Consider the following 26,129-nt stretch of genomic DNA (forward strand, 5'->3'; position numbering starts at 1 on the left):
CCCGGGCTCAGGCGAGGGCGCCCATCGGGTCCCAGGCCGGCAGGACGAGGGGCTCGGCGGTCAGCGCGGGACGCAGCTCCTCCGGCAGGGCGTCGGTGCGGACGACGACCTCGAAGACGTACTCGTCGAACCACGAGTCGTCCATGGTGAAGAAGCCCTTGTCGGCCTTGTCGTCGCCCCAGCTGTTCTCCACCCGCCACCGCCGCGGGGTGCCGTCCACCACGTCCACACCGGTCAGCAGCATCGCGTGGGTCATCGCCGACTCGCCGGAGACCACCCGCTCCTCCTTGGTGGTGGACAGGTCGACGCCGTACACGCCGGAGTAGTCGAACAGGTCGGCGGCCCAGATGCCGTCCTCGCGGTGCATCTGCGGCTTCACGTCGCAGCCGAACCAGACGGGCTCGCCGGCGACGATCGACGCTGCGGCCAGCTCCTTGATGGTGGCCATCGGCGCGTTGACGTACCGCACCTGCCGACCGCCGACCACGTTGCCGAGGTTGGCCACCGTCAGCGCCGCGCCCTTGGGGTGCTCACGGCGCGGGTCGTCCACCAGGCACACGTACTGGGTCAGGTCGAGGGTGACGTACCGCTCGAAGAACTGCTGCGGCGTCAGCACGCCGTCACGGTGGAACTGCTTCGCGTCGTCCGTCCACTGCCAGTCGAACGACGTCGGCGGCGTACCCAGGTGGATGGTCAGGATGGCGTGCACGTCCGTGAGGATCGCCGCCTTCACCGCCGCCACGTCACCGCCGTCGGCCACCGCCGCGCGCAGCGCCAGGGCGCCCTTGCGCAGCCGCGCGCGCAGCTGGGTGTTCATCGCATCGGTGTCCGAGGACGACTGCGTCTCCGGCATCGCCTCCTTGGGCACCACGCCGTGCTTGAGGAACACGCTGACCGCCATGTCCCACTGGCCGCCGTCGCCCAGCAGGGTCTGGAGCAGGAAGCCGACCAGGCGCGAGTCGATCGGCTCGCCGGCGGTCGCGATCACGTCCTCGCAGAAGAAGTTCGCCCGCTCGAGCTTGTCCCAGTACATGGCGTAGTTCTGGCTGAACTCGAACTCCTTGACGCCGAGCTTCTGCTTGGCACCGACGCGCAGCAGGTTCAGCGCCGCGAACAGCCAGCAGCGGCCGCTCTTCTTCTGGTTGGCGACGGACCAGTCGTCGAGCTGGTTCGACACGCTGGTGCGGATCGAGGTGGCGCGCGCGTGGTTCATCGCGACCTCGCCGACCGGGGTGCGGGTGACGGCGTTCTGCGCGCGCAGCCGGGCCGGGTCCGCGGCGAAGCCGGCGGCCAGGGTGGCGACGAAGTCGGGGTGGAGCGGCGTCGCCGCGACGGTTCCGGTGTGATCGGTGCTCTGCGTCGGGATGAGTGCCGGCGTCTGGGTCGGGTTCGGGGTCTGGGTCTGGTTCGAGGTCGTGGCAGTCACGCCCGCCATTGTGGTCCTCCCCTGTTGTCCGGCTCCTGGGACTGCGGTTCGCTGAGGCCATGACCCCAGCGGTCCGTGGTTCTGCTGGCGACCCCGAGCTGGCTGCGGTGTACCGGGCCACGGCGACGCCCGTCCGGGTGGACGTGCCACCGCTGCAGTGCCTGATGGTGGACGGCGTCGGAGATCCCGAGACGACTCCGGCCTACGCCGACGCCGTCGGCACCCTCTACGCCGTCTCCTACGGCCTGCGCTTCATGGCCAAGGCGATCGGTGAGCAACCGTGGAAGGTCGGGCCGCTGGAGGGGCTGTGGTGGGCCGACGACCCCGACGTGTTCCTCACCGGCACACGCGCGGAGTGGCGCTGGACGATGCTGATCGTCCAGCCGACCCGCGTCACGGCGGACCTCGTCGGACGCGCGCTGGACGCGGCCGTCGCCAAGGACCGTGCGCCCGCGGCGGAGCACCTGCACCTCGACGTGCTCGACGAGGGCACCGCCTTCCAGGTGCTGCACGTCGGCCCGTACGACGCCGAGGGGCCGACCATCGCCGGCCTGCACCGCGCCATCGCCGACCAGGGGTACGCGCTGCGGGGCGCCCACCACGAGATCTACCTCGGCGACCCGCGCCGCTCGGCGCCCGAGCGGCTGCGGACGATCATCCGCCAGCCGGTCCAGCCCCCGGAGGACGCGCCGCAGGGGTAGGACGCGCCAGCCCGGCGCGACGCGTGGCTGGGTGGAGCCGATGGCGGGTCGGGACCCGGCACGAGCGGGACGGGGCCGACGAGACGGGCCCGGACACCTCCGCCCCCGGGCACCCATTTCGGACTGTGCGCCCGGTGTACGTACATCGGGCGTACAGGCCGTTCGGTACCTTGCCGAGCCGCGCGGACTCGCCCGTGAGCCCGGGCAGCCCACCGCCGGGCGCGATGAGCTGGGGAAATCGGGCATATCGGGACACGGCTTCTGCCAGGCTGCACGCGCCCCCAACGCCGCGCCCGCCGAGGTCACCCCATGTCGACACGCGCCCGCACCCACCACCGGAGCGGTCGGCTCGCGCTCCTCGTCCCCCTGGCCGTCGCCGCTCTCGTCGCAGGCTGCGCACCGGACCCGACGCCCGCGCCGACCCCGGGCGCGCCCAGCCCCTCCGCCAGCCCGACGTCGCCGCTCCCCGCTCCAGCCCCGTCACCGACACAACCGGCGGAGATGTCTCGCGACGACGAGACCGGCGCGGTAGCCGCCGTCGCCTACGTGCTGAGCCTCTACGCGTACACGGAGTCAACCCAGGACACCGCACCGTGGTCAGCGATCAGCCACCCATCATGCAAGTTCTGCCAAGGCGTTCTCGACGATGTCGCCGCCCGCCGCGCCGCGGGTCAAACGGCGCGATTCCAGCCGCTGATCGTGACATCGAGGAGGACCCTGAGCGCCAGCCCCCTCCAATACTCGATCGCCGTCAGTGTCGCCGCGGGTCCTGACTCCTCCTGGACCAAGGACGGTCGCCTCATCGACCCGGGCCGAGTGACGACGGGCGAGCTGACGTTCCTGATGGTCTTTCAGATCGATCGGTGGCTCGTTCGCGAAGCCCAGGTCAAGGCGACCTCGTGATGTCAGCTGCGCCGGTACTCGCCGCGGCGCTGGCACTCGTATCGGCGGGACTGGCATGTGATCCGTCAGCTGATCCGTCAGCCGGGCCCCCCTCGACGCCTGTCTCGATCACAGCGCGAGCGGGTGGCTCCGACGTCGACGTCGCCGGTGCGACGAGCCAGCCCGGCGCAGTTCGGGACCTCACACCGTCGACAACGGGCGAACCTCTCGTCGAGAGGTTGCGGGCGCCCATCTGCCGTCGGAACCTCAGCGACTCTCCGAATCTCTTCCCGTGCCTCGGTGACGACATCACTCCGTTGCCGGAGTGCGAGGCGGCGGGGGTGGCGACGTTGGCGCCGGTTTGGCAGCGGACCCGGGCGGATGCGGCGAGCCCGTGGAGCGAGTGGACGGTGACGGCGCCGGCGTCGTGCGCCGCGGCAGCGACCGTGACACCCGAGATGGTGCTGGCCGAGTTCCGACGGATGACGCTGACGCCCAGCGCACTGACGGTCCAGCCGGATCGCGGGTGGGTGCTGGTGAACAAGCCGACGGTCGTCTACGCCGCCGGCGCGGCCGACCAGACGCTGACCACCACGATCCTAGGCACCCCGGTGACCATCACCGCCCACCCGCACAGCTACCGGTGGGACTTCGGCGACGGCGCCGTGATCAGCACAACGATCCCGGGTCGGCCCTGGCCCCAGGCGGACATCTCCCACCCCTACGTCCACACCGGCACCTACGCGATCACGCTGACCACCACCTGGTCGGCGACCTTCACCCTCGCCGAGGATCCGACGCCCCGAGACGTCCCCGGCACGGCCACCACGGTCAGCACCAGCAGGCCCTTCACCGCCGAGGAGCTGCGCTCCCACCTCGTCGCCACCACGTGCAACGAGGAGCCGCACGCCCCCGGCTGCGACTGACCGACCACCGACCACGCCGCCAGCCGTCCACCGGGCGGCGCGCGGGCATGGACACGCTGGAGGCCGCGGCGAGCAGGTGCGACAGTGTGTCCACCGGCGCGGCCGTCCACCGGTGTGCGGCTCGCCTCTGGTCATCCGTTGGAGGACCCCTGTTGGGTACCGAGATCGTCACGCGCACCCTGGCCCCCTGCACCATGGCCGCCGTCCGGGACACCCTTCCCTCTGCCGCCGACGAGGGTGTGCTGTGGGGACGCCTGTGGTCAGGGCTGGCCACAGCCGGTGCGACGCCCGTCGCCATGCCCCTGGCGCTGACCGTCTACCACGACGACTTCCTGCTGAGCCGGAATGCCGATCTCGAGGTGCTGCTCGAGGTGGCGCGCCCGTTCGAGGACACCGAGGCGGTGCACTGCCGCCAGGTCCCCGCCACGCTGGTCGCCTGCAGCCGGCAGGACGACGGTGAGCCGGAGCTGCACACCGTCTTCGACGCGCTGGGCCGGTGGATCGCCCGGAACGGCTACCGGTTCGCCGGACCGATGTTCAGCGTGCACCGGCCCGAGCCGGGGATCGTTCCGCAGGCCGGGCGGGGCATCGTCGAGGTCTGCGCGCCGGTGTCGCTGCTGCAGCTCTGAAGGCGCTCGGGTTCGTCCGACGACGCCCGTTGGCCGCTGACCCCGCCGGATGGCGCCGGATGGCCGCTTCCCCGGCAGCCGCTGCCCGGGCATGAGAGGACCCCCCGCACACCCGCCAGAGCTCACCTGCCCTTGCTGCCTTCCGGCCCTGGGGGAGTTCAGCGAGATGACGCCGCACGAGGGGTCTGCCCCCAGTCTAGGGCAGGGCCAGGGTGGCGCCGGTCGCCCCCTGCTCGACCGGCGCCGGCTCAGCGCAGCACGTCGGCCAACGGACGACGAGGGCTCGCGACCGCCCGACCGCTCGGTCGGCCCATCCGGAGCGCCGCGATCACCTGTCCACCGGCGAGCTGCGTCAGCGGTCCGTCGAACCGGTCCGCCGTCCCCAGCGCGGCGTCCCGCTCGGCCATCTCCACCGCCTGGTTCATATGCTGCATCGCCCATCCCTCCGCGACCAGGGCCAGGTGCAGCCGCTGCAGCACACGGCCGGCGTGCACCCGGGTGGCCGGGTCGCTGCGGTCGCCGACGACGAGCCCGTAGGCACGCGCCGTCGCGGTGTGCACGTCCCGCGTGGACCGGACCCAGGAGTTGTCGCCCTGCGTGCGCGACGTGGCCGGCAGCAGCTGGGCGGCCACCTCGAGGAACGGTGACAGGGCCTGCGCGTCGATGGTGAGACCGTCGCCGTACCGCTCCACCTGCTGGTGGTCGTACCGGATCAGCTCCGCGTTGTCGACGCTCATCTGGTGGTCGGCGGTCAGGGCGGTGGCGGCGTCGACGAGCAGCGTGCCGAGGCGTTGCCGCTGGTCAGGGGTGGTGATCCAGACGAGGTCCACACCGGTGCTCCCGTCCAGCGCGGTGGCGCGCAGGCGGCCCAGCAGATCGGCCGACGGCTCCTCCGGCGGGTACGCACCGCGGTCCGAGTGCCGGTGCCAGATCGCCTGGGCCAGCGGGTCCGGATCGGCGGGCGTGCGCGGGGTGAGGACGAGGCGGGCCAGCAGCGTCTCGTCGTCGGCCGCGGGCCGCACGGTCAGCCGGGTGTCGAAGCCGAGCGCCGGGGCCGCGACCTCGGCGTTGGCCACGGCGGCGCCGATGCCCAGGTGCGCCTCGCGGCGGTGCGCGTCGACCACGCCGAGGGACCGCGAGGTGTCGTCGTGCACGTCGAGCGTGACCGAGCCGTCGGCGGCCGCCGTCGGACGGAACCACCAGTTCTGCAGGTTGTGCGGGCTGGCGGCGAGCACCGCCGCGGCGACTACAGCCTCGGCACCGGTGCGGTGCGTCGGCTGCCACGCGGTGTACGCGGGGCCGGTGCGGGGGTCCAGCAGTCCCTGGCGCTGGGCGCGCACCAGCGTCCCGCCGACGACGACGAGGGCGCCTGCGCCCACCCACCCCAGCACGGCTCGTCTGCTCACACCGTCAGTGTCGTCGTCGTCCGCACCGGGCCGGCGACGCGACCGCCGGCTCATCGTCCGGCGTCCGCCGCGAGCGGGACGGAGGGGAGCCCGGCCCCCTCCAGGCCGGTGGCGAGGTACGGCTCGATGAGGGCCCTGATCAACCGCTCGCCCTCGACCGGTTCGGGCCGCTCGTCATCCAGCTGCGCGAACGCCCACCACGACTCGGCGAGCACCAGCAGCGCCTCGACGACGTGGTCCAGCCGGTCGTCGTCCACAGGGACCAGCACACCCCGCGCCCGCCAGCCGCGCGCGACCCGCCCGAACAGCTCACGGCGCTGGACCCGCACCGCCCGGTATGCCTCGGCGAGCTCCTCGTCGTCGCGGACCAGCGTGATCAGGTCCCGTGCGAAGTACGGGTGGTCCGCCGTGATCCGCGCGCCGGCCGCGACCAGCCGGTCGAGGCGCTCCGGGGTGACGTTGTCCGGGTCGATCCCGTCCCACACCGCCGAGTGCGCCTTGGCGTACCGGGCGAACAGCGCGCGGACGATCGCCTGGCGGTCGGCGTACCAGTAGTAGAGGTTGCCGGGGCTGATCCGGGCGGTGGACGCGATGCGGTTGGTGGAGACCGCGCGGACGCCTTCCGCCGCGAACAGGTCACCCGCCACGTCGAGGATCCGCTCGGCGGTGCCGGGGCGGCGCTTGCCGGTGACCCGGAGGCTGCGGCGGACGGGGGCGACGGTGGGGATCTGCACGGTGGACTCGGCCATGCCTAGAGTTTTCGCTCTAGAGCGAGCGCTCTAGTGGGACGGGGGTCCCGGGTGAAGACCTGTCAGGCGCACCGCCGGGGCTCCGCTAGACTTGCCGCCGCGGTCGGCCCGTCAGCCCAGGGTCGCCGTGCACGTGGCAGTACCAGGAGGATTCGCCTAGTGGCCTATGGCGCACGCTTGGAAAGCGTGTTGGTGTAACAGCCTCGGGGGTTCGAATCCCCCATCCTCCGCCCGTGAATGTCCGAAGGGCCCGTGACCTGCAGCGATGTGGGCTACGGGCCCTTCGTCGTTTCGGCGGTGACCATGCGTGGAGTGCCGTGGCTGCAAGCAGGTCGGCGGCGTGACGTGCGGAGCGGGACCCACTCCCAGCGGAGCGCGCGGGCGCTCCCTCTGGACGACGCCCGCCGTGGCACCGGCGGCTAGCGTGGCCGCATGCCGCACCCGGGCCAGCACGACGAGCGCGCGTGGGGGCCGCCCGGGACGCGTGGCGGCGGGCCGTGGGGCCCGCCCTGGATGCGCGGTGAGCTGGATCCCGAGCGCCGCCGCCCGGGCGCCGCGAGGCTCATCGTCCCGGCCCTCGTGCTCGCGGCCATCGCGCTCGGGGGCTCGGCTGCCGCCGATCACTTCTCGAGTGCGCCGCGGGCGCTCGACGGGCTCGGCCACCTGCTGCTCCTCGTCGCCCCCGCCTGCCTGCCCATCACCGCGCTCGGCCGGCGCGTGGGCGCGGTGGCGGGATTCGTCGCGGCGGCTGCGGTGGGCACGTACCTGTGGCTCGGCTACGCGTTCGGACCGGTCCCGCTGCCGCTCGTCGTCATCGTGGTGGTCCTCGGCGCCCGTGGGCGGCGCGGGGAGTCGTGGACGGTCGCCGGGCTCGGCATCGCCGCGATCGTGGCGCGCGGCCTGACGGACGCATCGGCACGGCCGACCGCAGCTGCCCTGTGGACTGCGGCGCTGCTGGTCGGCGGCCTGCTGGGTGAGGGCGCGCGCGGTCGCGGCGAGCGCATGCGGGCGGTCCAGGCGGCCAGGGTGTCGCGTGAGGAGGCGGCCGCCACGGCCGAGCGGCTCCGCATCGCGCGGGAGCTGCACGACGTCCTCGCGCACTCGCTGTCGACGATCAGCGTGCAGGCGGGTGTCGGGTTGCACCTCATGGACCGCGAGCCGGAGCGGGCGCGCGACGCGTTGCGCAACATCCGGACGACGAGCGTCGACGCGCTCGACGAGGTGCGGCAGGTGCTCGGGATCCTGCGCGCGGAGGGGGAGGCCGCCCCGCGCGAGCCGGCCGCGACCGCTCCGGCGGACGCCGTTCCGGCGCTGCTCGACTCGGCGCGCGCGGCGGGGATCAGCGTGGACGACCAGCTCGACCCGGCGGTTCTCGCCGGCCTCGACCCCGACCGGGCGACCGTGCTGGTGCGCGCGCTGCAGGAGGCGCTGACGAACGTGCGCCGGCACGCGGGAGCGGGCGCCCGGGTCACCGCGAGCGTTCGGGTGGAGTCAGGGGTCGTGCGGCTCGAGGTGGTCGACGACGGCAGGGCCGACCGCGGCGGCGCACGCTCCCCTGGCATCTCGTCGCCGGGTGACTCAACGGGCCACGTCGGCCACGGCTTCGGCCTGCGCGGCATGCAGGAACGCGTGGGGGCGATGGGCGGCACGGTCGACGCCGGGCCGCGCGGCACCGGATGGGCCGTCGTCGTCGAGCTGCCGCGGGGCGCGGCATGATCCGCGTGCTGCTGGCCGACGACCAGCAGCTGATCCGCGCCGGCCTGCGTGCCCTCGTCGACGCCGAGCCCGACCTCGTCGTCGTCGGCGAGGCGGCGACCGGCGCGGAGGCGGTCGAGCGCACGCTCGACCTGCTGCCCGACGTGGTCCTCATGGACATCCGCATGCCGGGGCTCGACGGGCTCGAGGCGACCCGCCGCATCGTCGCGGATGCCCGGGCGGGCGGTGTGCACGTCGTCGTCGTGACGACGTTCGAGCTCGACGAGTACGTCGGCGAGGCGATACGGAACGGCGCGAGCGGGTTCCTCGTCAAGGACACCGAGCCCGCGGAGCTGCTGCGGGCCATCAGGGTGGCGGCTGCCGGCGAGGCGCTGCTGTCGCCCACCGTCACACGCCGCCTGCTCGAGCGCGTGGCGCGCGCGACGCGCGACGCGCCGCCGTTGCCGGGCATCGCCGAGCTGACCGCACGGGAACGCGAGGTCGTCGTCCTGGTCGGCGAGGGCCTCTCGAACTAGGAGATCGGCGAGCGGCTGTTCCTCTCGCCGCTCACGGTGAAGACGCACGTGCTGCGCGCGAGCGGCAAGCTCGGTGCCCGCGACCGGGCGCAGCTCGTCGTCGCCGCCTACGAGTCCGGCCTGGTCCGGCCGGGGTGGGCGACCTGAGTCTCGTGCTCCGTCCGGAGCGTGCGGAAGGCTCCGCCGGGACGACGACGGGGACCGTCCTGCCGAGGGAGCGTGGAGCTGCGGCCGAGGTCCGGTCGCACGCCACACCGGGAGGTTCGTCATGCTCACCACGTTCGCCAGCGCGCTGGCCCACCCCGTCGCGTACGGCGGCTGGTGGCCAGGCCCGTGGTTCCTGCTGGTCCCGCTGTTCTGGTTCCTCGTCGTCGTCGGCTTCGTCGTCTTCTTCGCGACGCGCCGGCGCCGGTGGGCAGCCGCTGGTCGAGGCCCGTGCGGCCCTTGGCCGGGGATGGTAGGCCGGAGCTCGGCGACGTCCGTGCTCGCCGAGCGGTTCGCCCGCGGCGAGATCGACGAGGCGGAGTACCGCGCCCGGCTGGAGACGCTGCTCGCGACGGAGCAGCCAGCGCAGCCCTGACCGACGCGCCGCCGGACCGTGGCCCGCGGTTCGGCGGCGTCGCCCCGGGGCTACGGCGCGGTGAGCTCGACCAGCTTCAGCACGGTGTTCCAGTTGCGGCTGGTCGCGACGACGCCCTTGGGCGGTCCGGACCGGGCCAGGGCCTCGGCGAGCGGGGAGCGGCCCAGACCGTCCGGGGCGTACAGGTAGAGCGCGCGGTCGCCGAGACGGACCTCCTCCGGCAGGAACGCCGCCAGGTCGAGGGACGCGAACCGGGACTCCTCGACCGGCTCGGAGAAGTACGTGACGTGCAGCTGCTTGCCCTGCAGCACCCCCGCCGGGAACGGGCAGGCGTCGGCGACGGCCTTCAGGTAGTCGTGGTCGCGCACCAGCACCTCGACGTCGAACCCGAAGCGTGCCCCGATGGCCGCCCGGAGCCGGGTCGCGAGCGCCTCCTCGTCGTCGTGGTCGCTGGTGAAGACGGCGTTGCCGCTCTGCAGGTAGGTGCGCACGTCGCCGTGACCCAGGTCGGTCAGCAGCGACCGCAGCTCGGCCATCGGCAGCTTCTTGTTGCCCCCGACGTTGATGCCCCGCAGGAGCGCGGCATAGGCCTTCGTCACGGCGTGACCGCGGCGCGGGTGGACTGGCGGACCACCAGGTGCGTCGGCAGCGGCGTGTCCACCGTGACGCTGTCCGGCTCCTCGACGGCGACCAGCACCTTCTGCATCATCAGCTCGCCCAGCGCGGCGAAGTCCTGCCGCACGGTGGTCAGCGCCGGGTAGAGGTAGCCGGACTCGGGCACGTCGTCGAACCCCACCACGCTGACGTCGTCCGGCACGCGCAGGCCCCGCTCGCGCAGGGCCGAGAGCACACCGATCGCCATGTGGTCGTTGGCCACGAACACCGCCGACCCGGGGGCGACGTCGAGCTCGGCACCGAGCCGGTAGCCGCTGGCCGCGGACCAGTCGCCGTGCAGCGGGGTGACGATCTCGAGCCGGCGCTCCGCGAGCTCGTCGCGCCAGCCGCGCACGCGCTCGATCGCGTCGGCGGCCCGCTGCGGGCCGGCCAGGTGCAGGATCCGCTGGTGGCCCAGCTCGGCCAGGTGGCGGACGGCGGAGCGCGCACCCCGGTACTGGTCGATCGAGACGAACAGCGGGCTGCGGCGCGCGGTGGACGCCGCGGCGACCACGGGGACGCTCAGGTCCAGGCCGCGGACCAGCTCGAGCACGTCGGCGTCGGCGACGACGAACACGATGGCGTCCACCCGCTGGCGCAGCAGGCTCTCGACGATCGCCCGCACGTCGGTCGGGTCGGTGTCGAGCAGACTGACCGTCTCGACGTTGTAGCGGGCGGCCCGGGCCGCGACGTTGAAGTGCATCGCCACCGACGTCGGCCCGAAGTCGGCGGCCATCGGGGTGACCAGGCCGATCGTGCGGGTGCGACGGGTCACCAGCGCACGGGCCTGCGGTGACGGGCTGTACCGCAGTTGCGCGATCGCCTGCTCGACGCGCGCGCGAGTGGCCGGCCGCACGTTCGGCAGGTCGTTCAGCACGCGCGAGACCGTTTGGTGGGACACCCCCGCGAGCCGCGCGACGTCGAGGATGTTCGCGGCGCGCGAGCCGCCGTCGCCGCTCATGCCTCGTCCCCCTCCGACCGGGCCACCATCGCCAGCAGCGAGTCCGTGGTCAGGCCCTCGGACGGCACGACGTCGACGACGCGGCCGTCCTGCAGGATCGCCACGCGCGTGCCGACCCGCAGCACCTCCTCCAGCTCCGCCGAGATGAACACCACGGACAGCCCGTTGTCGGCCAGCTCGCCCACCAGGTTCTGGATCTCCACCTTGGCGCCCACGTCGATGCCGCGCGTCGGCTCGTCGAGCACGATCACCCGCGGGGACAGCGCCAGCAGCCGGGCGAGCAGCACCTTCTGCTGGTTGCCGCCGGACAGGCTGGCGACCGGCCGGTCGAGGTCCGGCGGGCGGATGTCCAGCGCCTCGACCCAGCTCGCCGCGAGCTCCCGCTGGCGCGCCGACCGGATCCGGCGCAGCACCCCGCGCTGCGCCTGCAGGGCCAGCGTGATGTTCTCCAGCACGCTCAGCTCGCCGATCAGCCCCTCGGTGCGGCGGTTCTCCGAGGAGTAGACGACGCCGAGGGACAGCGCTCGGCGCGGGCTGGACAGGCGCCGCTCCTGCCCGTCGATGCGGATGATGCCGGCCTCCAGCCGGTCGACACCGGTCAGGGCGCGGGCGAGCTTGGTCCGGCCGGAGCCGAGCAGCCCAGCCACGCCCAGCACCTCGCCCTCGACCAGGTCGACGTCCGCGTCGGCGATGCCCGGCAGGACGGTGACGCCGCGGGCGCTCAGCGTCACGGACGGGTCGTCGTCGGGCGCGTCGAACGCCTGCCGCTCGGCGAGCGCGGCGGCGGACCGGCCCAGCATCTTCTGCACCAGGTCGATCCGCAGCAGCTCGGTGGTCAGGTACTCCCCGACCAGCCGGCCGTTGCGCAGCACCGTGATGCGGTCGCAGATCTCGTACACCTGGTCGAGGAAGTGCGAGACGAACAGGATCGCGACGCCACGGGCCTTCAGCTCGCGGATGACGCGGAACAGCTCGGCGACCTCGTCGAAGTCCAGGCTCGACGTGGGCTCGTCGAGCACCAGCACCTTGACGTCCGTCGAGATGGCGCGGGCTATCGCGACGAGCTGCTGCACGGCCAGCGGGTGGGTGCCCAGCACCGACGCGGGGTCGATCTCCAGGCCGAGGGCCGCGAGCGCCTCGTGCGCCAGCCGACGGGTCGCGGCCCAGTCGATGGCCCCGACGCGGTTGCGCGGCTCGCGGCCGAGCGCGATGTTCTCCGCGACCGTCAGGTTCGGCAGGAGGTCGATCTCCTGGTACACGGTGCTGATGCCGGCCAGGTGCGCGTCGTGCGGCGTGGCGAACCGCACCACCTCACCGCCGAGGCGGACCTCGCCGGCGTCCAGCGCCAGCGCGCCCGTGAGCGCCTTGATCAGCGTCGACTTGCCGGCGCCGTTCTCGCCCATGAGCGAGTGGACCTCGCCGGCGAACATGCGGAAGTCGACGCCGTCGAGCGCGGTGTCCGACCGGAAGCGCACCGTCGCGCCGGTGACCTGCACCAGCGGCTGCGCGTCCTCCATGGTGCTCATCATGCCGTGGCCCGCACGGCGCCCCGACGGGCCACGGCGAGCCTATCTGCGCCGTGCGGACCGGGCGACGATCAGCCGCTGGACCACGACGAACAGCAGCAGCAGGGCGCCGATGGTGATGCGGGTCCACGACTGGTCGACACCGAGGAAGTTGATGATCGTCTTGATCATCCCGTAGACGAACACGCCGATCATCGAGCCGACGACGAACCCGCTGCCGCCGGTCAGCAGCGTCCCGCCGATCACCACCGCGGCGATCGTGTCGAGCTCGGTGCCGATCCCGTTCAGCGGGTAGGCCGCGCCGGTGTAGGCGGTGAAGATGACGCCCGCGAGCCCCGCGCACGTACCGCTGACGACGTAGGCGAGCAGCTTGGTGCGGGCGACCGGCAGGCCCATCAGCCGCGCCGACTGCTCGCTGCCACCCACCGCGTAGACGGTGCGGCCGAACCGCGTGTACGCCAGCAGCCCGGCCCCGACCAGGACCACCAGCAGCGCGATGATGCCGGTCGGCGTGATGTACCAGCCCGCCCCCGCCTGCAGGCGCGTGCCCTGGAGCCAGAGGATCGCCGGGTCGGTGACCTTGATCGAGTTCAGGCTCACCACGAACCCGAGCCCGCGCGCCAGGAACATCCCTGCCAGGGACGCGATGAACGGCTGCACGTCGAAGTACTGGACCAGGACGCCGACACCGAGCCCGATGAGGGCGCCGGTCGCCAGCATCGTCGGGGCGACGACGGACGACGGCAGCCCGTCCCGCAGCAGGCTCGCACCCATCATCCCGGTGAACGACATCACCGCCCCGACGGACAGGTCGATGCCGCCCGTGAGGATCACGAACGTCATGCCGACGGCCAGGATCAGCAGGTAGGAGTTGTCGAGCAGGATCGACGACACCAGCCGCGGCGTGAGGAACTTGCCGAAGTAGAGCTGGGCGCCGACCACCATCACGACGAGGATCGCGACCGCCGCGAACACGGGGATCCACGAGGCGTGCCGAGCCATGAACCGGTGCGGGCGCGTCACCGCGCGCAGCTCGCCCGTCAGAACCGTCTGCGTGCTCGTCATGACGCGACCTCCGTTCGCTCGACGGGCTGGGCGGACCGCACGCTCAGCCGACCGCCGAGCCGACCGACCCAGCGCCGGAACCGGCTGGACTGGATGAGGACGACGACCACGACGACGGCCGCCATGAACACCGGCGTGACGGCCGGCGGGACGCCGAGGAACGTGATGGTCGACTTCAGCGTCTGGATGGTGAACACGCCGACGACCGTGCCGGCCAGGCTGAACGTGCCCCCGGCCAGGGAGGTCCCGCCGAGCACCACCGCGAGGATCGCGTCGAGCTCGATGTACAGACCGGCCGCGTTGGCGTCCGCCGCCATGATGTTGGAGCTGTAGAGCAGGCCGGCGAAGCCGGCGAGCAGCCCGCTGGCGGCGTAGGCGCCCCAGATGATGCCCCTGGCCCGCACACCGGCCAGCCGGCTCGCCTCCGGGTTGATGCCGACGGCCTCGGTCAGCACGCCGAGCGCCGTGCGCCGCTCGATCACGGCGACGACGGCGATCGCCGCCAGCGAGACGTAGAACGCGAACGGCAGCCCGAGCACGTACCCCTGCGCCATGAACTTGTAGGGGTCGCTGTTGATCGTGGTGATGAAGCCGCGCGTGATCAGCAGCGCGATGCCGCGACCGGCGAGCATCAGCACGAGGGTCGCGATGATCGGCTGGATGCCGAGCACCGAGATGAGGAAGCCGTTCCAGACGCCGCACGCCAGGCCGGCCAGCACGGCGGTGCCGATGGCCACGGCGAGCACGGACGGGTTCGACGGGGCACCCGAGTCCTGGATGATCTGCAGGGCCACGGCCCCCGACACCGCCATCACCGCACCGACGGACAGGTCGATGCCGCGGGTCGCGATCACCAGGGTCATCCCCAGGGCCACGAGCATCAGCGGTGCGCTGTTGCGCAGGATGTCGATGAGCGACCCGTACAGCCGCCCGTCCTGCACGGTGATGCTGACGAAGCTCGGCCGCGACAGCGTGTTCGCCAGGATCAGCGCGAGCAGCACCACGACCGGCCAGAACAGCCGATGCTTCATGACGGCGTTCACGCCGCTCCCTCCCGGCCCTGGTGGGCGATGAAGTCGATCAGTCCGTCGACGTCGGTCTCGCTCGAGGCCAGCTCGCCGATCTTGCGGTGCTCGCGCATCACGACGATCCGTTGCGACAGGCGCAGCACCTCCTCGAGCTCCGAGGAGATGAACACGACGGACAGCCCCTGCTCGGACAGCTCGGCGACCTTGCTCTGGATGTCCGCCTTGGCGCCGACGTCGATGCCGCGCGTCGGCTCGTCGAGGATCAGCAGCGCCGGTGCGGTGGCGAGCCACCGGGCCAGCAGCACCTTCTGCTGGTTGCCGCCCGAGAGGTTGCGGATGAGCATGTGCGGGTTCGCGGGCCGGATGCCGAGAGCAGCGATGTACTCGGACACCAGCGCATCCTGCTCGGACCTGCGCACCTTGCGCCATCCCCTGCGCGCCTGGATGCCCAGCACGATGTTCTCCGCGACGGTCAGGTCGCCCAGGATGCCCTCGGCGCGACGGTCCTCGGGCGAGTAGGCGATGCCGTGGTCGATCCCGCGCCGCGGCGTGTTCAGCCTGACGGCCTTGCCGGCGACCTCGATCTGGCCCTGGTCGGCGTGGTCCGCACCTGCCAGCACCCGCGCGAGCTCCGTGCGGCCGGACCCGAGCAGGCCGGCGATGCCCACGACCTCCCCGGGGTAGACGTCGACGTCCACGGGCTCGATGAGGCCCTTGCGGCCGGCCCCCTTCATGCGGACCACCGGGGTGCCGGACCTGTCGACCGGCCGGTCGGACGCGCCCGAGAGGGCGGCGAGGTCCTCGAGCTCGCGGCCCAGCATCAGGGAGACGAGACGGCCGGGCGACAGCTGGTCGATCGGGTAGTCGCCGACGAGCCGGCCGTTGCGCAGCACCGTGCACCGGTCCGAGATCTCGAACACCTGGTCGAGGAAGTGCGTGACGAACAGGACGGCGACACCGCGCGACCGCAGGTCGCGCATCACGGCGAACAGCTGCTGGACCTCCCCGCGGTCGAGGCTGGACGTCGGCTCGTCGAGCACCAGCACCTTCGCCTCGGTCACCATGGCGCGGCTGATCGCGACGAGCTGCTGGACGGCGATCGAGTGGCTCCCCAGCGCGGTGCGCGTGTCGAGCCTCAGGCCGAGGTTCTGCAGGTGGCCGGCCGCTTCCCGGTGGGTCGCGCGCCAGTCGATCCGTCCGGCGCGGCGCACCTCGTGGCCGAGCATGACGTTCTCGCCGACCGACAGGTTCGCGCAGAGGTTGACCTCCTGGTACACCGTCGACACGCCGGCCGCCTGCGCATCGGCGGTGCCGTGGAACACGCGCTGCTCACCGGCGACGGCGATGCTGCCGGCGTCGACCGCGTACTCCCCGGTGAGGGCCTTGATCAGCGTCGACTTGCCGGCGCCGTTCTCGCCCATCAGCGCGTGGATCTCCCCGCCGCGCAGCGTGAGGTCGACGTCGTCCAGGGCCTTGACCCCGGGGAACTGGATGGTGATGCCGCGCATCGCGACGAGCGCGTCGCTCGTCGTCTCCTCGTCGGTGAGGGACATCGGGGCTTCCTTCACGGTGGGCCGGGGCGGGGGCCGGTACGAGACCGACCCCCGCCCGTCGACGGTGCCTGGCGGGTCAGTACTTGCGGCTGGGCAGCGCCGTCTTGGCCTGGTCCTGCGTGAAGGACTGGTCCGTGGCGACCTGCGACTTGGGCACCGACTGACCGGCGACCACCTTCTTGACCAGGTCGGACACCTGCGGGCCGAGCAGCGGGTTGCACTCGACGACGTAGTTGAACTTCCCGTCGGCGAGCGCCTGCAGGCCGTCGTGCGTGGCGTCGATCGTCACGATCTTGATGTCCTTGCCGGGGGTCAGACCGGCTGCGGTGATCGCGTCGAGCGCGCCCAGACCCATGTCGTCGTTCTGGGCGAACAGCATCTGGATCTTGTTGCCGTACTTCTGCAGGAAGCCCTCCATCACGGTCTTGCCGTCGGCCCGCGTGAAGTTGCCGGTCTGCGAGGCGAGGGTGGTGATGGGAGCACCGGCCGAGCCGGCCGTGAAGCCGGTCGCACGGTCGAGCGCCGGGGCCGAGCCGGTGGTGCCCTCGAGCACCACCATGTTGGTCGGGCTGGTTGCCGTCTTCTTGGCCCACTCGCCGGCCGTCTGGCCCTCCTTCTTGAAGTCGTCGCCGACCCAGGCGGCGTACAGGCTCGGGTCCGACACGTTGATCGTCCGGTCCTCGAGGATCACCGGGATCTTGGCGGCCTTGGCCTCCTTGAGCACGTCGTCCCAGCCGTCCACCGTGATGGGTGCGATGACGATCGCGTCGACGCCCTGGTTGATGAAGCTGCGGACGGCCGCGATCTGGGCCTCCTGCTTGTTGTCCGCGGCGTTGAAGATCAGCTTGAAGCCGTTCGCCTCGGAGAACGCATCCTTCATCGACTGCGTGTTGGCGGCGCGCCACCCGGACTCCGAGCCCGTCTGCGCGAACCCGACCGTGATCACCTTGTGGGCGGCGCCCCCTCCACCGGCCGTGCTCGAGCCCGTCGAGCCCGAGGCAGAGCCCGAACATCCCGTCGTCGCCAGCGCGATGGCCCCTGCCAGCGCGAGCCCAGCGAGCAGCCTCTTCCTCATCCTCAAAACCTCCTTGTTTTGAGCCCGGACACGTCCGGACTGAGCCGGAAACCTGCTGAGCCAGGTCCGTGGGCGCGACGTTAACCTTCACATCGGACATCGGGGAAGATTGTGAGCGGTAACAATTGGGTAACGTGCCTGCTCACCAGCGGCGATGGCCTGGCTGCGGACCTCCCCAGTGGCGCCTGGTGTGATCCTTCACATTCCGGTTCCAGGGCGTGAGCAGCGGCTTCGTCGCCGCGACGGGGCGAAGGCCCGGACTCGTGGTCCAGGCAGGGCGTCAGGCGTCGAGCAGCGCGAGCACCGGGCGGAGCGCCTCGATCGAGCCGGCGGTGATCGGGTCGAGCACCAGCTGCACCTCGGTGATGCCGGCGTCGGCGTAGGCGCGCAGCCCCGCGGCCAGCTCCTCGGGCGAGCCCGTGAGCGGGCGCACCTGCTGGGAGTCCGAGGTGTCCCCCATCGTCCGGCCGACGCCGCCCGGCAGCTGGACGAGCACGGCGACGGTCCGCGCGACCTCGTCGGACTCCCGTCCGGCCGCCCGCAGCGCCGCTGCCAGGGGCCGCGCCGCGGCGGCGGCCCCGTCCGGCGTGTTACCCGTGTCGGCGTACCAGGCGTTCCACGAGTCGACGTGCGGCGCCGTGGCAGCCAGCATCCGCGGCCCGATCGAGCCGATCATCAGCGCGGGGCCGCCCGGCGTCGGGCCGCGGGGCACCAGCTCGCAGTCGCGTGCCGACCAGTACTGCCCGACGAAGTCCACGGAGCCGTCGCGCAGCAGGGACCGGATGATGGTGAACGCCTCCTCGAACCGCGCGATGCGGTGGTCGAAGGGCAGCCCGAACGCCGCGAACTCGACGGGGTTCCACCCCGCGCCCAGGCCGAGGACGAAGCGGCCGCCGCTGATCTCGTCGAGCGTCGCCGCCTGCTTGGCCAGCACCGCCGGGTTGCGGAAGGCCGTGCACGCCACCAGCGGGCCGAGGGTCACCCGCGACGTCGAGGCCGCGAGCGCGGCCAGCAACGAGCCGGCCTCCCACGGGCCGCGGGTGGAGCCGTCGGCGAAGCGGTAGAGCAGGTGGTCGCCGACCCACACCGAGTCGAGGCCGACGTCCTCCACGCGGCGGGCCAGGTCCAGCAGCTCCGGCCAGCGGACGTCCCGCTCGACCTCCGGCAGCTGGACGCCGACCCGGAGCGGGCGACGGGAGGACGCGCTGGAACGGCGGGGATGGCGCGGCTCGTCGGGCATGTGCCGACGGTAGCTGCGCGCCCCGACCTGGGCCGGACGGGCGGAGGACGGGACGCATCCCGGCGCCGGGTCGGGCCGGGCCGCGGTCGGCCTGTGAGGAGTTCCACATCGCCCCGGGGACCACCGGCCCGGAGGTGCCGGGGCAGCCCCCGGTTACCGTCGACGCCGGACCGTCACGGGCGACGCGCCCGACCGCCGCGACCCTCCGACCGACCAAGGACCACCCCGTGCGCACGCTCCAGCGCGTCCCCGTCAGCTTCTTCGGCATGGTGCTCGGCGTGTTCGGCCTGGGTAGCGCGTGGCGGTACGGCGCGAGCATCGGGCTGGTCCCGCACTGGGTCGGTGAGGTCGGCGTGCTCGCCGGCTGCGCCGTGTGGCTGGTGCTCACCCTGATCTACGCGTACCGCTGCGTGCGCGCGCGGGACGGCGTCGTCGCCGAGTGGCGCGACCCGGCGACGTTCTCGTTCATCAGCCTGCTGCCGGCGGGAGGCATCCTCGTCTCCGCCGGCCTGCACCCGTACGTGCCGGCGGTCGCGGCCGTGCTGCTGTGGCTGGGCATCGCCGGGCAGGTGGCGTTCGCCGCGATCCGGGTCGCGCCCCTGTGGACGGGCACGCAACCGCTCGAGGCGACGACGCCCGGGTTCTACCTGCCGTTGGTCGCGGCGAACTTCATCAGCGCGATCGGGCTCGGTGTCGCCGGTCACGATCAGCTCGGGTACCTGTTCCTCGGCGCCGGGCTGGTGTCCTGGTTGACGCTCGAGCCGATCATCACGCACCGGCTGCGCACCGGGACCGAGGTGGCCCCCCGGGCCCGCGGGGTTGTCGGGGTGCAGCTCGCACCGGCGTTCGTCGCCTGCTACGCGTACCTCTCGGTGAACGGCGGCCGGTTCGACACCGTCGCGCTGCTGCTGTTCGGGTACGGGCTGCTTCAGCTCGCGCTGATGCTGCGGCTGTGGCGCTGGGTGCTCGGCGCCGGCTTCGCACCGGGGCTGTGGGCGTTCTCGTTCGGGCTGGCCGCCATGGCCAACTCGGGGCTGCGCCTGGTGCACTCGCACCCGGAGCCGGCCGTGCTCGTCGTTGCCGTCGCGTCGGTCGGGCTCGCCACGACGCTGCTGCTCGCGCTGGTCGTCGGCACCACGGTCCTCGCCGTGCGGGGACGCCTGGTGCCCGGACCGGTGCGTGAGGCCGACCCCGGCCGGACCAGCCCGGCACCGGCGACGGACGCCCTGGTCTCCGGCTCGATCCGCTGACCGGCCGAGCCTGACCGCGGGTCAGGCGGACCCGTGCGACCGCGGCCCCGAGGTGCGACGAGCCTCCCGGCGACGCAGCCGGCACTCGGGACGTCCAGCCGCGCGACGTACCCTGGCTGGCCGTGGCCACCTTCTCCTCCGTCCTGCGACAGCACGTGATCCAGACCCTCGCGGAGTACGACCAGCGCGGCGGTGCGGAGTTCCTCCGCCTCTACGGGTTCACGGCCCAGCCGGAGTACACGGTGGTCCACGAGGGGCTCAGCTACGACGCGCGCGCGGTGCTGGGCGTCGCGCACCGGCTGGCGACGGGTCGCCTGGCGCCTGCCGACGAGTTCCACGGCATGGACGCCGCCGTCGCCCTGCTCCGCAAGCGCGGGTTCGAGGTGCACGAGCCGTTCTCGGCCTCGGCAGCGAGGGCGGCCGCCGCCCGGCCCGCCGCCCGCGCGCCGCGGGCCGTGAGGACGCCGTCGGTCCGCAGCGCACCGTCGCGGTCGGCCGTGGCCGACGAGGCGCCGGCGATCTGCCCGACGTGCTTCATGGCGCTGCCCGCCACCGGCATCTGCGACAACTGCGGCTGAGCCGCCCGACGAGGAGCGACCCCCGATGTCCCTGGACCGCGCCCGCGACCACCTCGCCCGGTACGGGCGCGCCGACGACGTGATCGTCACCGAGCACTCCAGCGCCACCGTCGAGCTCGCGGCGCAGGCGCTCGGGGTTGCCCCGCAGCGGATCGCCAAGACGCTCAGCTTCCGCGGGGCCGACCCCGACACGGCGATCCTCGTCGTGCTGGCCGGCGACGCACGCCTGGACAACGCCGGCTTCAAGCAGGCGTTCGGGCTGAAGGCGCGGATGCTGGGTGGGGACGAGGTCGAGCGGCTGACGGGCCACGAGCCCGGCGGCGTGTGCCCGTTCGGCAACCCGGAGTCCGCCACCGTGTGGCTGGACACGTCCCTGCAGCGGTTCGACTCGGTGTTCCCCGCGTGCGGCGACGCCGCCTCGGCCATCGAGCTGACGTGCGACGAGCTGGAGACGGTCGCCCGGCCGGCGGGGTGGGTGACCGTCTCCCGACTGCCCGACTGACCCCCCGCCAGTCTGCGGCGGGCCGGCTCCGGCTTGGGGCGGGCGGCGCTCCTGCTCAGTGCGTCGGCACCACCGCGGGCGCCTGCTCGATCGCGGCGTGCACGCAGGCGTCCCAGTCGAGCAGGTCCCGCGGCAGCAGCGCGCGGATCGGCACTGGGTCGCCCACGAGGTCGTCGGCCAGGTGGTCCAGGGCGGCCCGCAGACCCCCGCGCGGGTGTCCGCCGACGCGCTCGAGCAACGGTGCCACCAGGTGCAGCACGCCCAGCGGCAGCCCGATGACGTGCGGCGCCGGCCGGCCCAGCGCAGCCGCCGTCGCGGTGACCAGCTCGCGGTAGGTCGGGGCGTCGACGGTGCCGACGTCGAGCACCCGGCCGTACGTCGCCGGCTCGTCGAGCGCGTCCACCAGGTAGCCGACCAGGTCGTCGAGCGCGATCCACGACCAGCGCTGCCGTCCCGCACCGCGGATCGCGGCGACAGGGCGGCGGGCGGCCGTCAGCAGGTCGTCGAACCCGGCCCCGCCCTTGCCGGCGACGAGCCCGGGCCGCAGCACCGTCACGTCGAGCCCGCTGCCGAGCAGCTGCCGCTCGACGGCCACCCGCGAGCGCACCCAGGGGTTGGTCGCCTGCGCCCGGGCGTCGATCAGCCCGACGGTGAGCAGCCGGCGGGTGCCGGCGCGGCGGGCGGCCGCGACCAGCAGCTCGGTGGCTCGTCGTTCCGCGTCGGCGAAGTCCCCGGCGCCGTCGGGCTGCCGGGCGGTGACGGTCTGCACCAGCACGTAGACGGCGCGGGCCCCGGCGAGCAGGGCGTCGAGCGCGGCTTCGTCGTGCATGTCGCCGACGACGACGTCCAACCGCTCGCCCCCGGCACCGCCGAGCCGGGCGCGGGCCCGCGCCTCGTCGCGGACCAGCACGCGGACCGGCTCGGGACGACCGCCCTCCGCAGGGCCGGCTGCGCGCAGCTGACGGGTCAGGGCCGTACCGACGAACCCGGTTGATCCGATGACGGCGATCATGGTTCCTCCTCCACATCGATGACGTGTCACCGAGTCTGCCTCGCCGTCCTGACCGGTGCAAGACATGTCACGCATGTTGTGTCACCGGTATGGTGACCCCGTGGATCGCATCGAGGAGCTGCGCTACCTGGTGCTGGCCGCGCAGCGCGAGGGCAACCGGCGGCTCACCGAGGCCTTGCGTCCCCTGGGCGTCACCCCGGCACAGTCCGAGGTGCTCACCGTGCTGGCCGGCAGCCACGAACCGTTGTCCGTCAAGGAGCTGGGCGCCCTGCTGGTGTGCGAGACGGGCAGCCCGAGCCGGCTCACCCGCACGGTGGTCGCCGCAGGCTGGGCGGAGCAGGTCCCCGACGAGGCCGACGGCCGCCTGACCCGGCTGCGCCTCACCCCGTCCGGCGCCGAGCTCGCGCGGCAGATCGCGCAGGTGGAGGCGGCTTTCCACGCACGGCTGCGGGCCGCGCTCCCGGACGACGAGACCGCCCACAGCACGATCACCGTGCTGCGCGCGCTCGTCGCCGACGGCCCCGCGGGCGCTGCGATCGAGCGCCGTCGCGCGCGCGTCTGATCCGGCGGACCGTCCGCGTGCGCCGGTCCCGACGGCGGGCCCGGAGCACGGCGCTAGCCTGCACCCCGGAGTGGTCAGGGTGGACGACGGGAGCGGGTTCGGTGGCAGAGGGGCACTCGACGGGGACCGGCAGCAACGGGTCGCGGGCCAAGACCACCACCGGTGAGCGCAAGCGCGAGCAGATCCTCGACGCCTCGGTCCGGGTGTTCGGCACCGGCGGCGCCTCCGCGGTGACGCACCGCGCGGTCGCCAAGGTGGCGCAGGTTCCCCTCGGGTCGACGACGTACTACTTCACCGACCGGGACGACCTGCTGCTCCAGACGATGGCGCACGCCCGTGAGGCGGAGGCGGTGCGGCTGGCGTCCATCGTCGACGCGCTGCACGAGGTGCCGGACGTCGACCGGGCCCTGGACGTGCTGACCGAGATGTTCTTCGACAAGACGGTGGCCGACCCGCTGTACGACCTGGCCCTGTTCGAGATGTTCATGGAGGCGACGCGCAACGGCGTGGTCCGCCACGAGGCGCGCGCCTGGTCGCGGATGATCGGCGAGCTGGTGGACCGGGTGCTGCCGCCTACCGACCCGGCGGTGCCGCGCGACCAGGCGGTGCAGATCGTGGCGTGCCTGGTGGACGGCCTGATGCTCGAGGCCGTCTCGAACGCCGAGCTCAGCGTGCCGGACCTGACCACCCGGCTGCGCGTGGTGGTCGAACGGCTCTGCGTGCAGCCGTAGTCAGCTCGACCGCACCGCAGGACGAAGGTCCCTAGGCCTCAATCTCGTCACATGTACGTTTGTACAACACGAGAAGTTGTACGTTTGTACATGTTCGGACCAGACCTCGCGACCGCGAGCGGCTCCCCCGGTGCGACGTGCGCGACTCGGCACAGCGGCACGCCACGCAAAGGAGCTGCAATGACCGCGCAGACGGACCGTCCCCCGACGGCCGACACAGGGACCCGCAAGACGTTCCGGATGTTCGACATGGTGCTGTTCTCGGTGGCGGCGATGCTGCTGCTGTCGCAGCTGACCGTGACGGCCGCCGTCGGTCCGACCGCCATCTTCTGGACGGTCGCGATCATCGTCGTCTTCTTCGTCCCCTACGGCCTGGTCACCAGCGAGCTCGGCTCCGCCTACCCCGACGCGGGCGGCATCTACGCCTGGGTGGTCCGGGCGTTCGGCAACCGCTGGGGCACCCGGGTGTCGTGGTGGTACTGGCTGAACGTCGGCCTGTGGGTGCCCAGCGTGTACCTGATGTTCTCCGGGGCCATCTCGTCGATGTTCTTCGACGGGCACCTGAACTTCTGGGTGCAGGTGGCGGTGACCGTCACGCTGATCTGGATCAACTACTGGGTGAACGCCCGCAGCCTGAAGACCGGCACGTGGGTGTCCAACCTCGGCGCCGGCATCACCATCGCGGTGATCGTCGCCCTGGCCGTCGCCGGCGGCATCTACACCGCCCACCACGGCTCGGCCACCACGTGGTCGGTCGGCTCGGTGATCCCCACCCACACGCTGCCGGCGTTCATCGCGGCGCTGCCGATCGTCATCTACAACTTCCTCGGGTTCGAGCTGATGTCGTCCGCCTCCACCCAGATGGAGAACCCGCGCCGGGACGTCCCGCGGACCATCGCGATCGCCGGTGCGCTGATCGGTGCGTTCTACCTGGTGGCGACGGTCGGCATGCAGCTCATCGTGCCGGCCGACGAGATCTCGAAGACGACCGGACTCGTCGACGCGCTGCGCCGCGGCTTCGGCGACTCCGGCGTCGCGAGCACCGTGGTGACCATCCTCGGCATCGGCGCCCTGTTCTGCTTCTTCGCCAGCCTGGTGCCGTGGACCATCGGCGCGAACATCGCCGCGGCCGAGTCCGCCCAGCAGGGCGACCTGCCCAAGGTGTTCGCCCGGACGCACCCCGACCGCGGCACCCCCGTCGGCGCCGCGATGCTCTGCTCCCTGGTGGGGACGGTGTTCACGCTGGCGTACGCCGTGCTGTTCTCGGTGACCGGCGGGTCGATCGACGAGGTGTTCTGGAACCTGTTCGCGTTCTCGTCGGTGATCTTCCTGCTGCCCTACATCGTGATGATGCTGGCGTTCGGCAAGCTGCGTCGCATCGACCCGGACCGGGTGCGGCCCTACCAGGTACCCGGTGGTCGGACCATGACGTGGCTGGTCACGTGGGTGCCGACGGCCCTGCTGACGGCTGCGGCGGTGTTCTTCGTCTGGAACCCGTACGACTTCTCCTGGGCCGTGACCGGCTCGATCCTCATCGGGCTCGCCATCACCGTCGGCATCCAGGAGTACTTCTGCGCCCGCGCACCGCGCTGGACCCGGGACCGCGCGCTGGAGCGCGGCGAGGACCCGGACGCGGAGCCGGAGCTCGCGGTCGTCGACTGACCGCACCCACCTGATCCCCCGACCCCGGGTGGTCCCGGGCGATCCCCGACCGGGACCACCCGGCACGACCACCGACGCCCCAGGAAGGTCGCCTCCCATGGCACGCACGCACAGCTCCACCCCCGCCGCCGACGGCTACCGCATGCCGGCCGAGTGGGCCCACCACAGCGGCTGCTGGCTCGTCTGGCCCGAGCGCCCCGACAACTGGCGCCTCGGCGGCAAGCCCGCACAGGCCGCGTTCACCGCGGTGGCGACGGCCATCGCCGAGACGGAGGCCGTCACCGTCGCGGTGTCCGCGCGGCAGTACGACAACGCCCGCAGCCAGCTGCCCGAGCAGGTCCGGGTGGTGGAGATGTCCAACGACGACTCCTGGATGCGCGACACCGGCCCGACCTTCGTGGTGAACGACGAGGGTGACGTCCGCGGCGTCGACTGGGTGTTCAACGCCTGGGGCGGTCTGGTCGACGGGCTGTACTTCCCCTGGGCGGCCGACGACGCCGTGGCCCGCAAGGTGCTCGAGATCGAGGGCGTGGACCGGTACCGCGCACCGCTGGTGCTCGAGGGCGGCTCGATCGACGTCGACGGTGAGGGCACGGTGCTGGTCACCGAGGAGTGCCTGCTGTCGGCGGGCCGGAACCCCGACCTGACCAGGGAGGACATCGAGCAGCACCTGCGCGACCACCTCGGGGTCGAGGTCGTCGTCTGGCTGCCGTACGGCGTCTTTCTCGACGAGACCAACGGGCACGTCGACAACTTCTGCCGGTTCGTCCGGCCGGGCGTGGTGATGCTGACCTGGACGGACGACGAGACCGACCCGCAGCACGAGCGGTCGGCGGCGGCGCTGAAGGTGCTTCAGTCCACGACGGACGCGCGCGGCCGGTCCTTCGAGGTGGTGAAGATCCACCAGCCCGGTCCGATCGTCATCACCGAGGAGGAGTCCCGCGGCGTCGACTCGATCGAGGGCACGCTGCCGCGCGAGGCCGGTGACCGGCTGGCCGGCAGCTACGTGAACTCGTACATCGGGAACGAGCTGGTGGTGCTGCCGGTGTTCGACGACCCGCACGACGACGCCGCGGTGGCCGCGTACACGCAGCTGTTCGCCCCCCGCCGCATCGTCACGGTCCCCGGCCGGGAGATCCTGCTGGGCGGCGGCAACGTGCACTGCATCACCCAGCAGGTGCCCTCCGGGCGCTGACCACG

At 72.6% G+C, this 26,129-nt stretch carries 25 protein-coding genes, 1 tRNA gene, 1 other RNA gene and 1 pseudogene; 15 read left to right on the forward strand and 13 right to left on the reverse strand.

Going from position 1 to position 26,129, the window contains the following annotated elements; genetic code table 11:
* Positions 1-7: 7 nt before the first annotated feature.
* Positions 8-1,426 carry an aminopeptidase C gene (locus N0B34_RS15600; RefSeq protein ID WP_263731376.1) on the reverse strand — a complete coding sequence of 473 codons (1,419 nt, stop codon included), beginning with the start codon at positions 1,424-1,426 and terminating at the stop codon, positions 8-10.
* A gap of 59 nt (positions 1,427-1,485) precedes the next feature.
* Between N0B34_RS15600 and N0B34_RS15605 the strand changes: the two genes are divergently transcribed.
* The 4 genes from N0B34_RS15605 (at position 1,486) to N0B34_RS15620 (ending at position 4,564) form a co-directional block, all read left to right on the forward strand.
* Entirely contained in the window at positions 1,486-2,127 is a 642-nt protein-coding gene (locus N0B34_RS15605; protein WP_263731375.1) for a GyrI-like domain-containing protein, read from the forward strand.
* A 309-nt stretch (positions 2,128-2,436) separates the two neighbouring features.
* A complete protein-coding gene (locus tag N0B34_RS15610) occupies positions 2,437-3,030 on the forward strand; it encodes a DUF6318 family protein (protein ID WP_263731374.1) in 594 nt (197 codons plus the stop codon).
* Between the two features lie 425 nt (positions 3,031-3,455).
* Entirely contained in the window at positions 3,456-3,935 is a 480-nt protein-coding gene (locus tag N0B34_RS15615; protein ID WP_263731373.1) for a PKD domain-containing protein, read from the forward strand.
* A 152-nt stretch (positions 3,936-4,087) separates the two neighbouring features.
* Positions 4,088-4,564 (forward strand): hypothetical protein, encoded by a 477-nt coding sequence (locus N0B34_RS15620; RefSeq protein ID WP_263731372.1) that lies wholly within the window; start codon positions 4,088-4,090, stop codon positions 4,562-4,564.
* Between the two features lie 92 nt (positions 4,565-4,656).
* On the opposite strand, the gene ffs is transcribed toward N0B34_RS15620, so the two are convergent.
* From ffs to N0B34_RS15635, 3 genes are all read right to left on the reverse strand, one after another.
* An RNA gene (gene ffs / locus N0B34_RS15625) (signal recognition particle sRNA small type) lies at positions 4,657-4,753 on the reverse strand.
* A 59-nt stretch (positions 4,754-4,812) separates the two neighbouring features.
* Positions 4,813-5,970, reverse strand: a complete 1,158-nt coding sequence (locus tag N0B34_RS15630; protein WP_263731371.1) for a hypothetical protein — start codon at positions 5,968-5,970, stop codon at positions 4,813-4,815.
* Between the two features lie 50 nt (positions 5,971-6,020).
* On the reverse strand, positions 6,021-6,719 hold the full coding sequence (locus N0B34_RS15635) for a TetR/AcrR family transcriptional regulator (protein ID WP_263731370.1): 699 nt from the start codon (positions 6,717-6,719) through the stop codon (positions 6,021-6,023).
* A gap of 145 nt (positions 6,720-6,864) precedes the next feature.
* Here N0B34_RS15635 and N0B34_RS15640 point away from each other — a divergent pair.
* The 4 genes and pseudogenes from N0B34_RS15640 to N0B34_RS15655 all read left to right on the forward strand — a co-directional run bounded on the left by N0B34_RS15640 (position 6,865) and on the right by N0B34_RS15655 (position 9,530).
* Positions 6,865-6,949 (forward strand) — tRNA-Ser (locus N0B34_RS15640).
* 202 nt (positions 6,950-7,151) lie between these two features.
* Complete coding sequence (locus N0B34_RS15645) at positions 7,152-8,435, forward strand: sensor histidine kinase (protein WP_263731369.1); 1,284 nt, start codon at positions 7,152-7,154, stop codon at positions 8,433-8,435.
* Positions 8,432-9,097 (forward strand): annotated as a pseudogene (locus tag N0B34_RS15650) (response regulator). The gene N0B34_RS15645 and the pseudogene N0B34_RS15650 overlap by 4 nt, the downstream one beginning before the upstream one ends.
* A 121-nt stretch (positions 9,098-9,218) precedes the next feature.
* On the forward strand, positions 9,219-9,530 hold the full coding sequence (locus N0B34_RS15655) for an SHOCT domain-containing protein (protein ID WP_263731368.1): 312 nt from the start codon (positions 9,219-9,221) through the stop codon (positions 9,528-9,530).
* Between the two features lie 50 nt (positions 9,531-9,580).
* Here N0B34_RS15655 and N0B34_RS15660 read toward each other — a convergent pair whose 3' ends face one another.
* The 8 genes from N0B34_RS15660 to N0B34_RS15695 form a co-directional block, all read right to left on the reverse strand.
* Positions 9,581-10,129 (reverse strand): DUF1697 domain-containing protein, encoded by a 549-nt coding sequence (locus N0B34_RS15660; protein WP_263731367.1) that lies wholly within the window; start codon positions 10,127-10,129, stop codon positions 9,581-9,583.
* Positions 10,126-11,145, reverse strand: coding sequence for a LacI family DNA-binding transcriptional regulator (locus N0B34_RS15665; RefSeq protein WP_263731366.1), 1,020 nt, complete (start codon positions 11,143-11,145; stop codon positions 10,126-10,128). Before N0B34_RS15665 ends, N0B34_RS15660 begins: the two co-directional genes overlap by 4 nt.
* The gene (locus N0B34_RS15670; protein ID WP_412175735.1) at positions 11,142-12,671 is read right to left on the reverse strand and encodes a sugar ABC transporter ATP-binding protein; all 1,530 of its coding nucleotides are present in this window, start codon (positions 12,669-12,671) and stop codon (positions 11,142-11,144) included. The genes N0B34_RS15665 and N0B34_RS15670 overlap by 4 nt, the downstream gene beginning before the upstream one ends.
* A 42-nt stretch (positions 12,672-12,713) precedes the next feature.
* A complete protein-coding gene (locus N0B34_RS15675; RefSeq protein ID WP_263731364.1) occupies positions 12,714-13,736 on the reverse strand; it encodes an ABC transporter permease subunit in 1,023 nt (340 codons plus the stop codon).
* The gene (locus tag N0B34_RS15680; RefSeq protein ID WP_412175730.1) at positions 13,733-14,779 is read right to left on the reverse strand and encodes an ABC transporter permease; all 1,047 of its coding nucleotides are present in this window, start codon (positions 14,777-14,779) and stop codon (positions 13,733-13,735) included. Before N0B34_RS15680 ends, N0B34_RS15675 begins: the two co-directional genes overlap by 4 nt.
* Positions 14,776-16,317 (reverse strand): sugar ABC transporter ATP-binding protein, encoded by a 1,542-nt coding sequence (locus tag N0B34_RS15685; protein WP_263731363.1) that lies wholly within the window; start codon positions 16,315-16,317, stop codon positions 14,776-14,778. Before N0B34_RS15685 ends, N0B34_RS15680 begins: the two co-directional genes overlap by 4 nt.
* 76 nt (positions 16,318-16,393) lie before the next feature.
* Positions 16,394-17,392 carry an ABC transporter substrate-binding protein gene (locus tag N0B34_RS15690; RefSeq protein ID WP_263731362.1) on the reverse strand — a complete coding sequence of 333 codons (999 nt, stop codon included), beginning with the start codon at positions 17,390-17,392 and terminating at the stop codon, positions 16,394-16,396.
* Between the two features lie 280 nt (positions 17,393-17,672).
* Positions 17,673-18,632, reverse strand: coding sequence for an LLM class flavin-dependent oxidoreductase (locus N0B34_RS15695; RefSeq protein ID WP_263731361.1), 960 nt, complete (start codon positions 18,630-18,632; stop codon positions 17,673-17,675).
* Positions 18,633-18,859: 227 nt separating this feature from the next.
* On the opposite strand from N0B34_RS15695, the gene tehA reads away from it, so the two are divergent.
* The 3 genes from tehA (at position 18,860) to N0B34_RS15710 (ending at position 20,962) form a co-directional block, all read left to right on the forward strand.
* Entirely contained in the window at positions 18,860-19,882 is a 1,023-nt protein-coding gene (gene tehA, locus N0B34_RS15700) for a dicarboxylate transporter/tellurite-resistance protein TehA (protein WP_263731360.1), read from the forward strand.
* Between the two features lie 122 nt (positions 19,883-20,004).
* The gene (locus N0B34_RS15705; protein ID WP_263731359.1) at positions 20,005-20,460 is read left to right on the forward strand and encodes a hypothetical protein; all 456 of its coding nucleotides are present in this window, start codon (positions 20,005-20,007) and stop codon (positions 20,458-20,460) included.
* Positions 20,461-20,485: 25 nt separating this feature from the next.
* The gene (locus N0B34_RS15710) at positions 20,486-20,962 is read left to right on the forward strand and encodes a YbaK/EbsC family protein (protein WP_263731358.1); all 477 of its coding nucleotides are present in this window, start codon (positions 20,486-20,488) and stop codon (positions 20,960-20,962) included.
* Positions 20,963-21,017: 55 nt separating this feature from the next.
* On the opposite strand, the gene N0B34_RS15715 is transcribed toward N0B34_RS15710, so the two are convergent.
* Entirely contained in the window at positions 21,018-21,974 is a 957-nt protein-coding gene (locus tag N0B34_RS15715) for an SDR family oxidoreductase (RefSeq protein ID WP_263731357.1), read from the reverse strand.
* A 100-nt stretch (positions 21,975-22,074) separates the two neighbouring features.
* On the opposite strand from N0B34_RS15715, the gene N0B34_RS15720 reads away from it, so the two are divergent.
* From N0B34_RS15720 to aguA, 4 genes are all read left to right on the forward strand, one after another.
* Positions 22,075-22,536: a MarR family winged helix-turn-helix transcriptional regulator gene (locus N0B34_RS15720; protein ID WP_263731356.1), complete on the forward strand. Its 462-nt coding sequence runs from the start codon at positions 22,075-22,077 to the stop codon at positions 22,534-22,536.
* Positions 22,537-22,637: 101 nt separating this feature from the next.
* Entirely contained in the window at positions 22,638-23,267 is a 630-nt protein-coding gene (locus N0B34_RS15725) for a TetR/AcrR family transcriptional regulator (RefSeq protein ID WP_263731355.1), read from the forward strand.
* Positions 23,268-23,447: 180 nt separating this feature from the next.
* Positions 23,448-24,929 (forward strand): APC family permease, encoded by a 1,482-nt coding sequence (locus N0B34_RS15730; RefSeq protein ID WP_263731354.1) that lies wholly within the window; start codon positions 23,448-23,450, stop codon positions 24,927-24,929.
* A 97-nt stretch (positions 24,930-25,026) separates the two neighbouring features.
* Positions 25,027-26,124: an agmatine deiminase gene (gene aguA / locus N0B34_RS15735; RefSeq protein WP_263731353.1), complete on the forward strand. Its 1,098-nt coding sequence runs from the start codon at positions 25,027-25,029 to the stop codon at positions 26,122-26,124.
* The last annotated feature ends 5 nt before the right edge of the window (positions 26,125-26,129 follow it).

It is taken from the genome of Cellulomonas sp. SG140, assembly GCF_025770785.1.
In the GTDB taxonomy this organism is placed as follows: Bacteria; Actinomycetota; Actinomycetes; order Actinomycetales; family Cellulomonadaceae; genus Cellulomonas.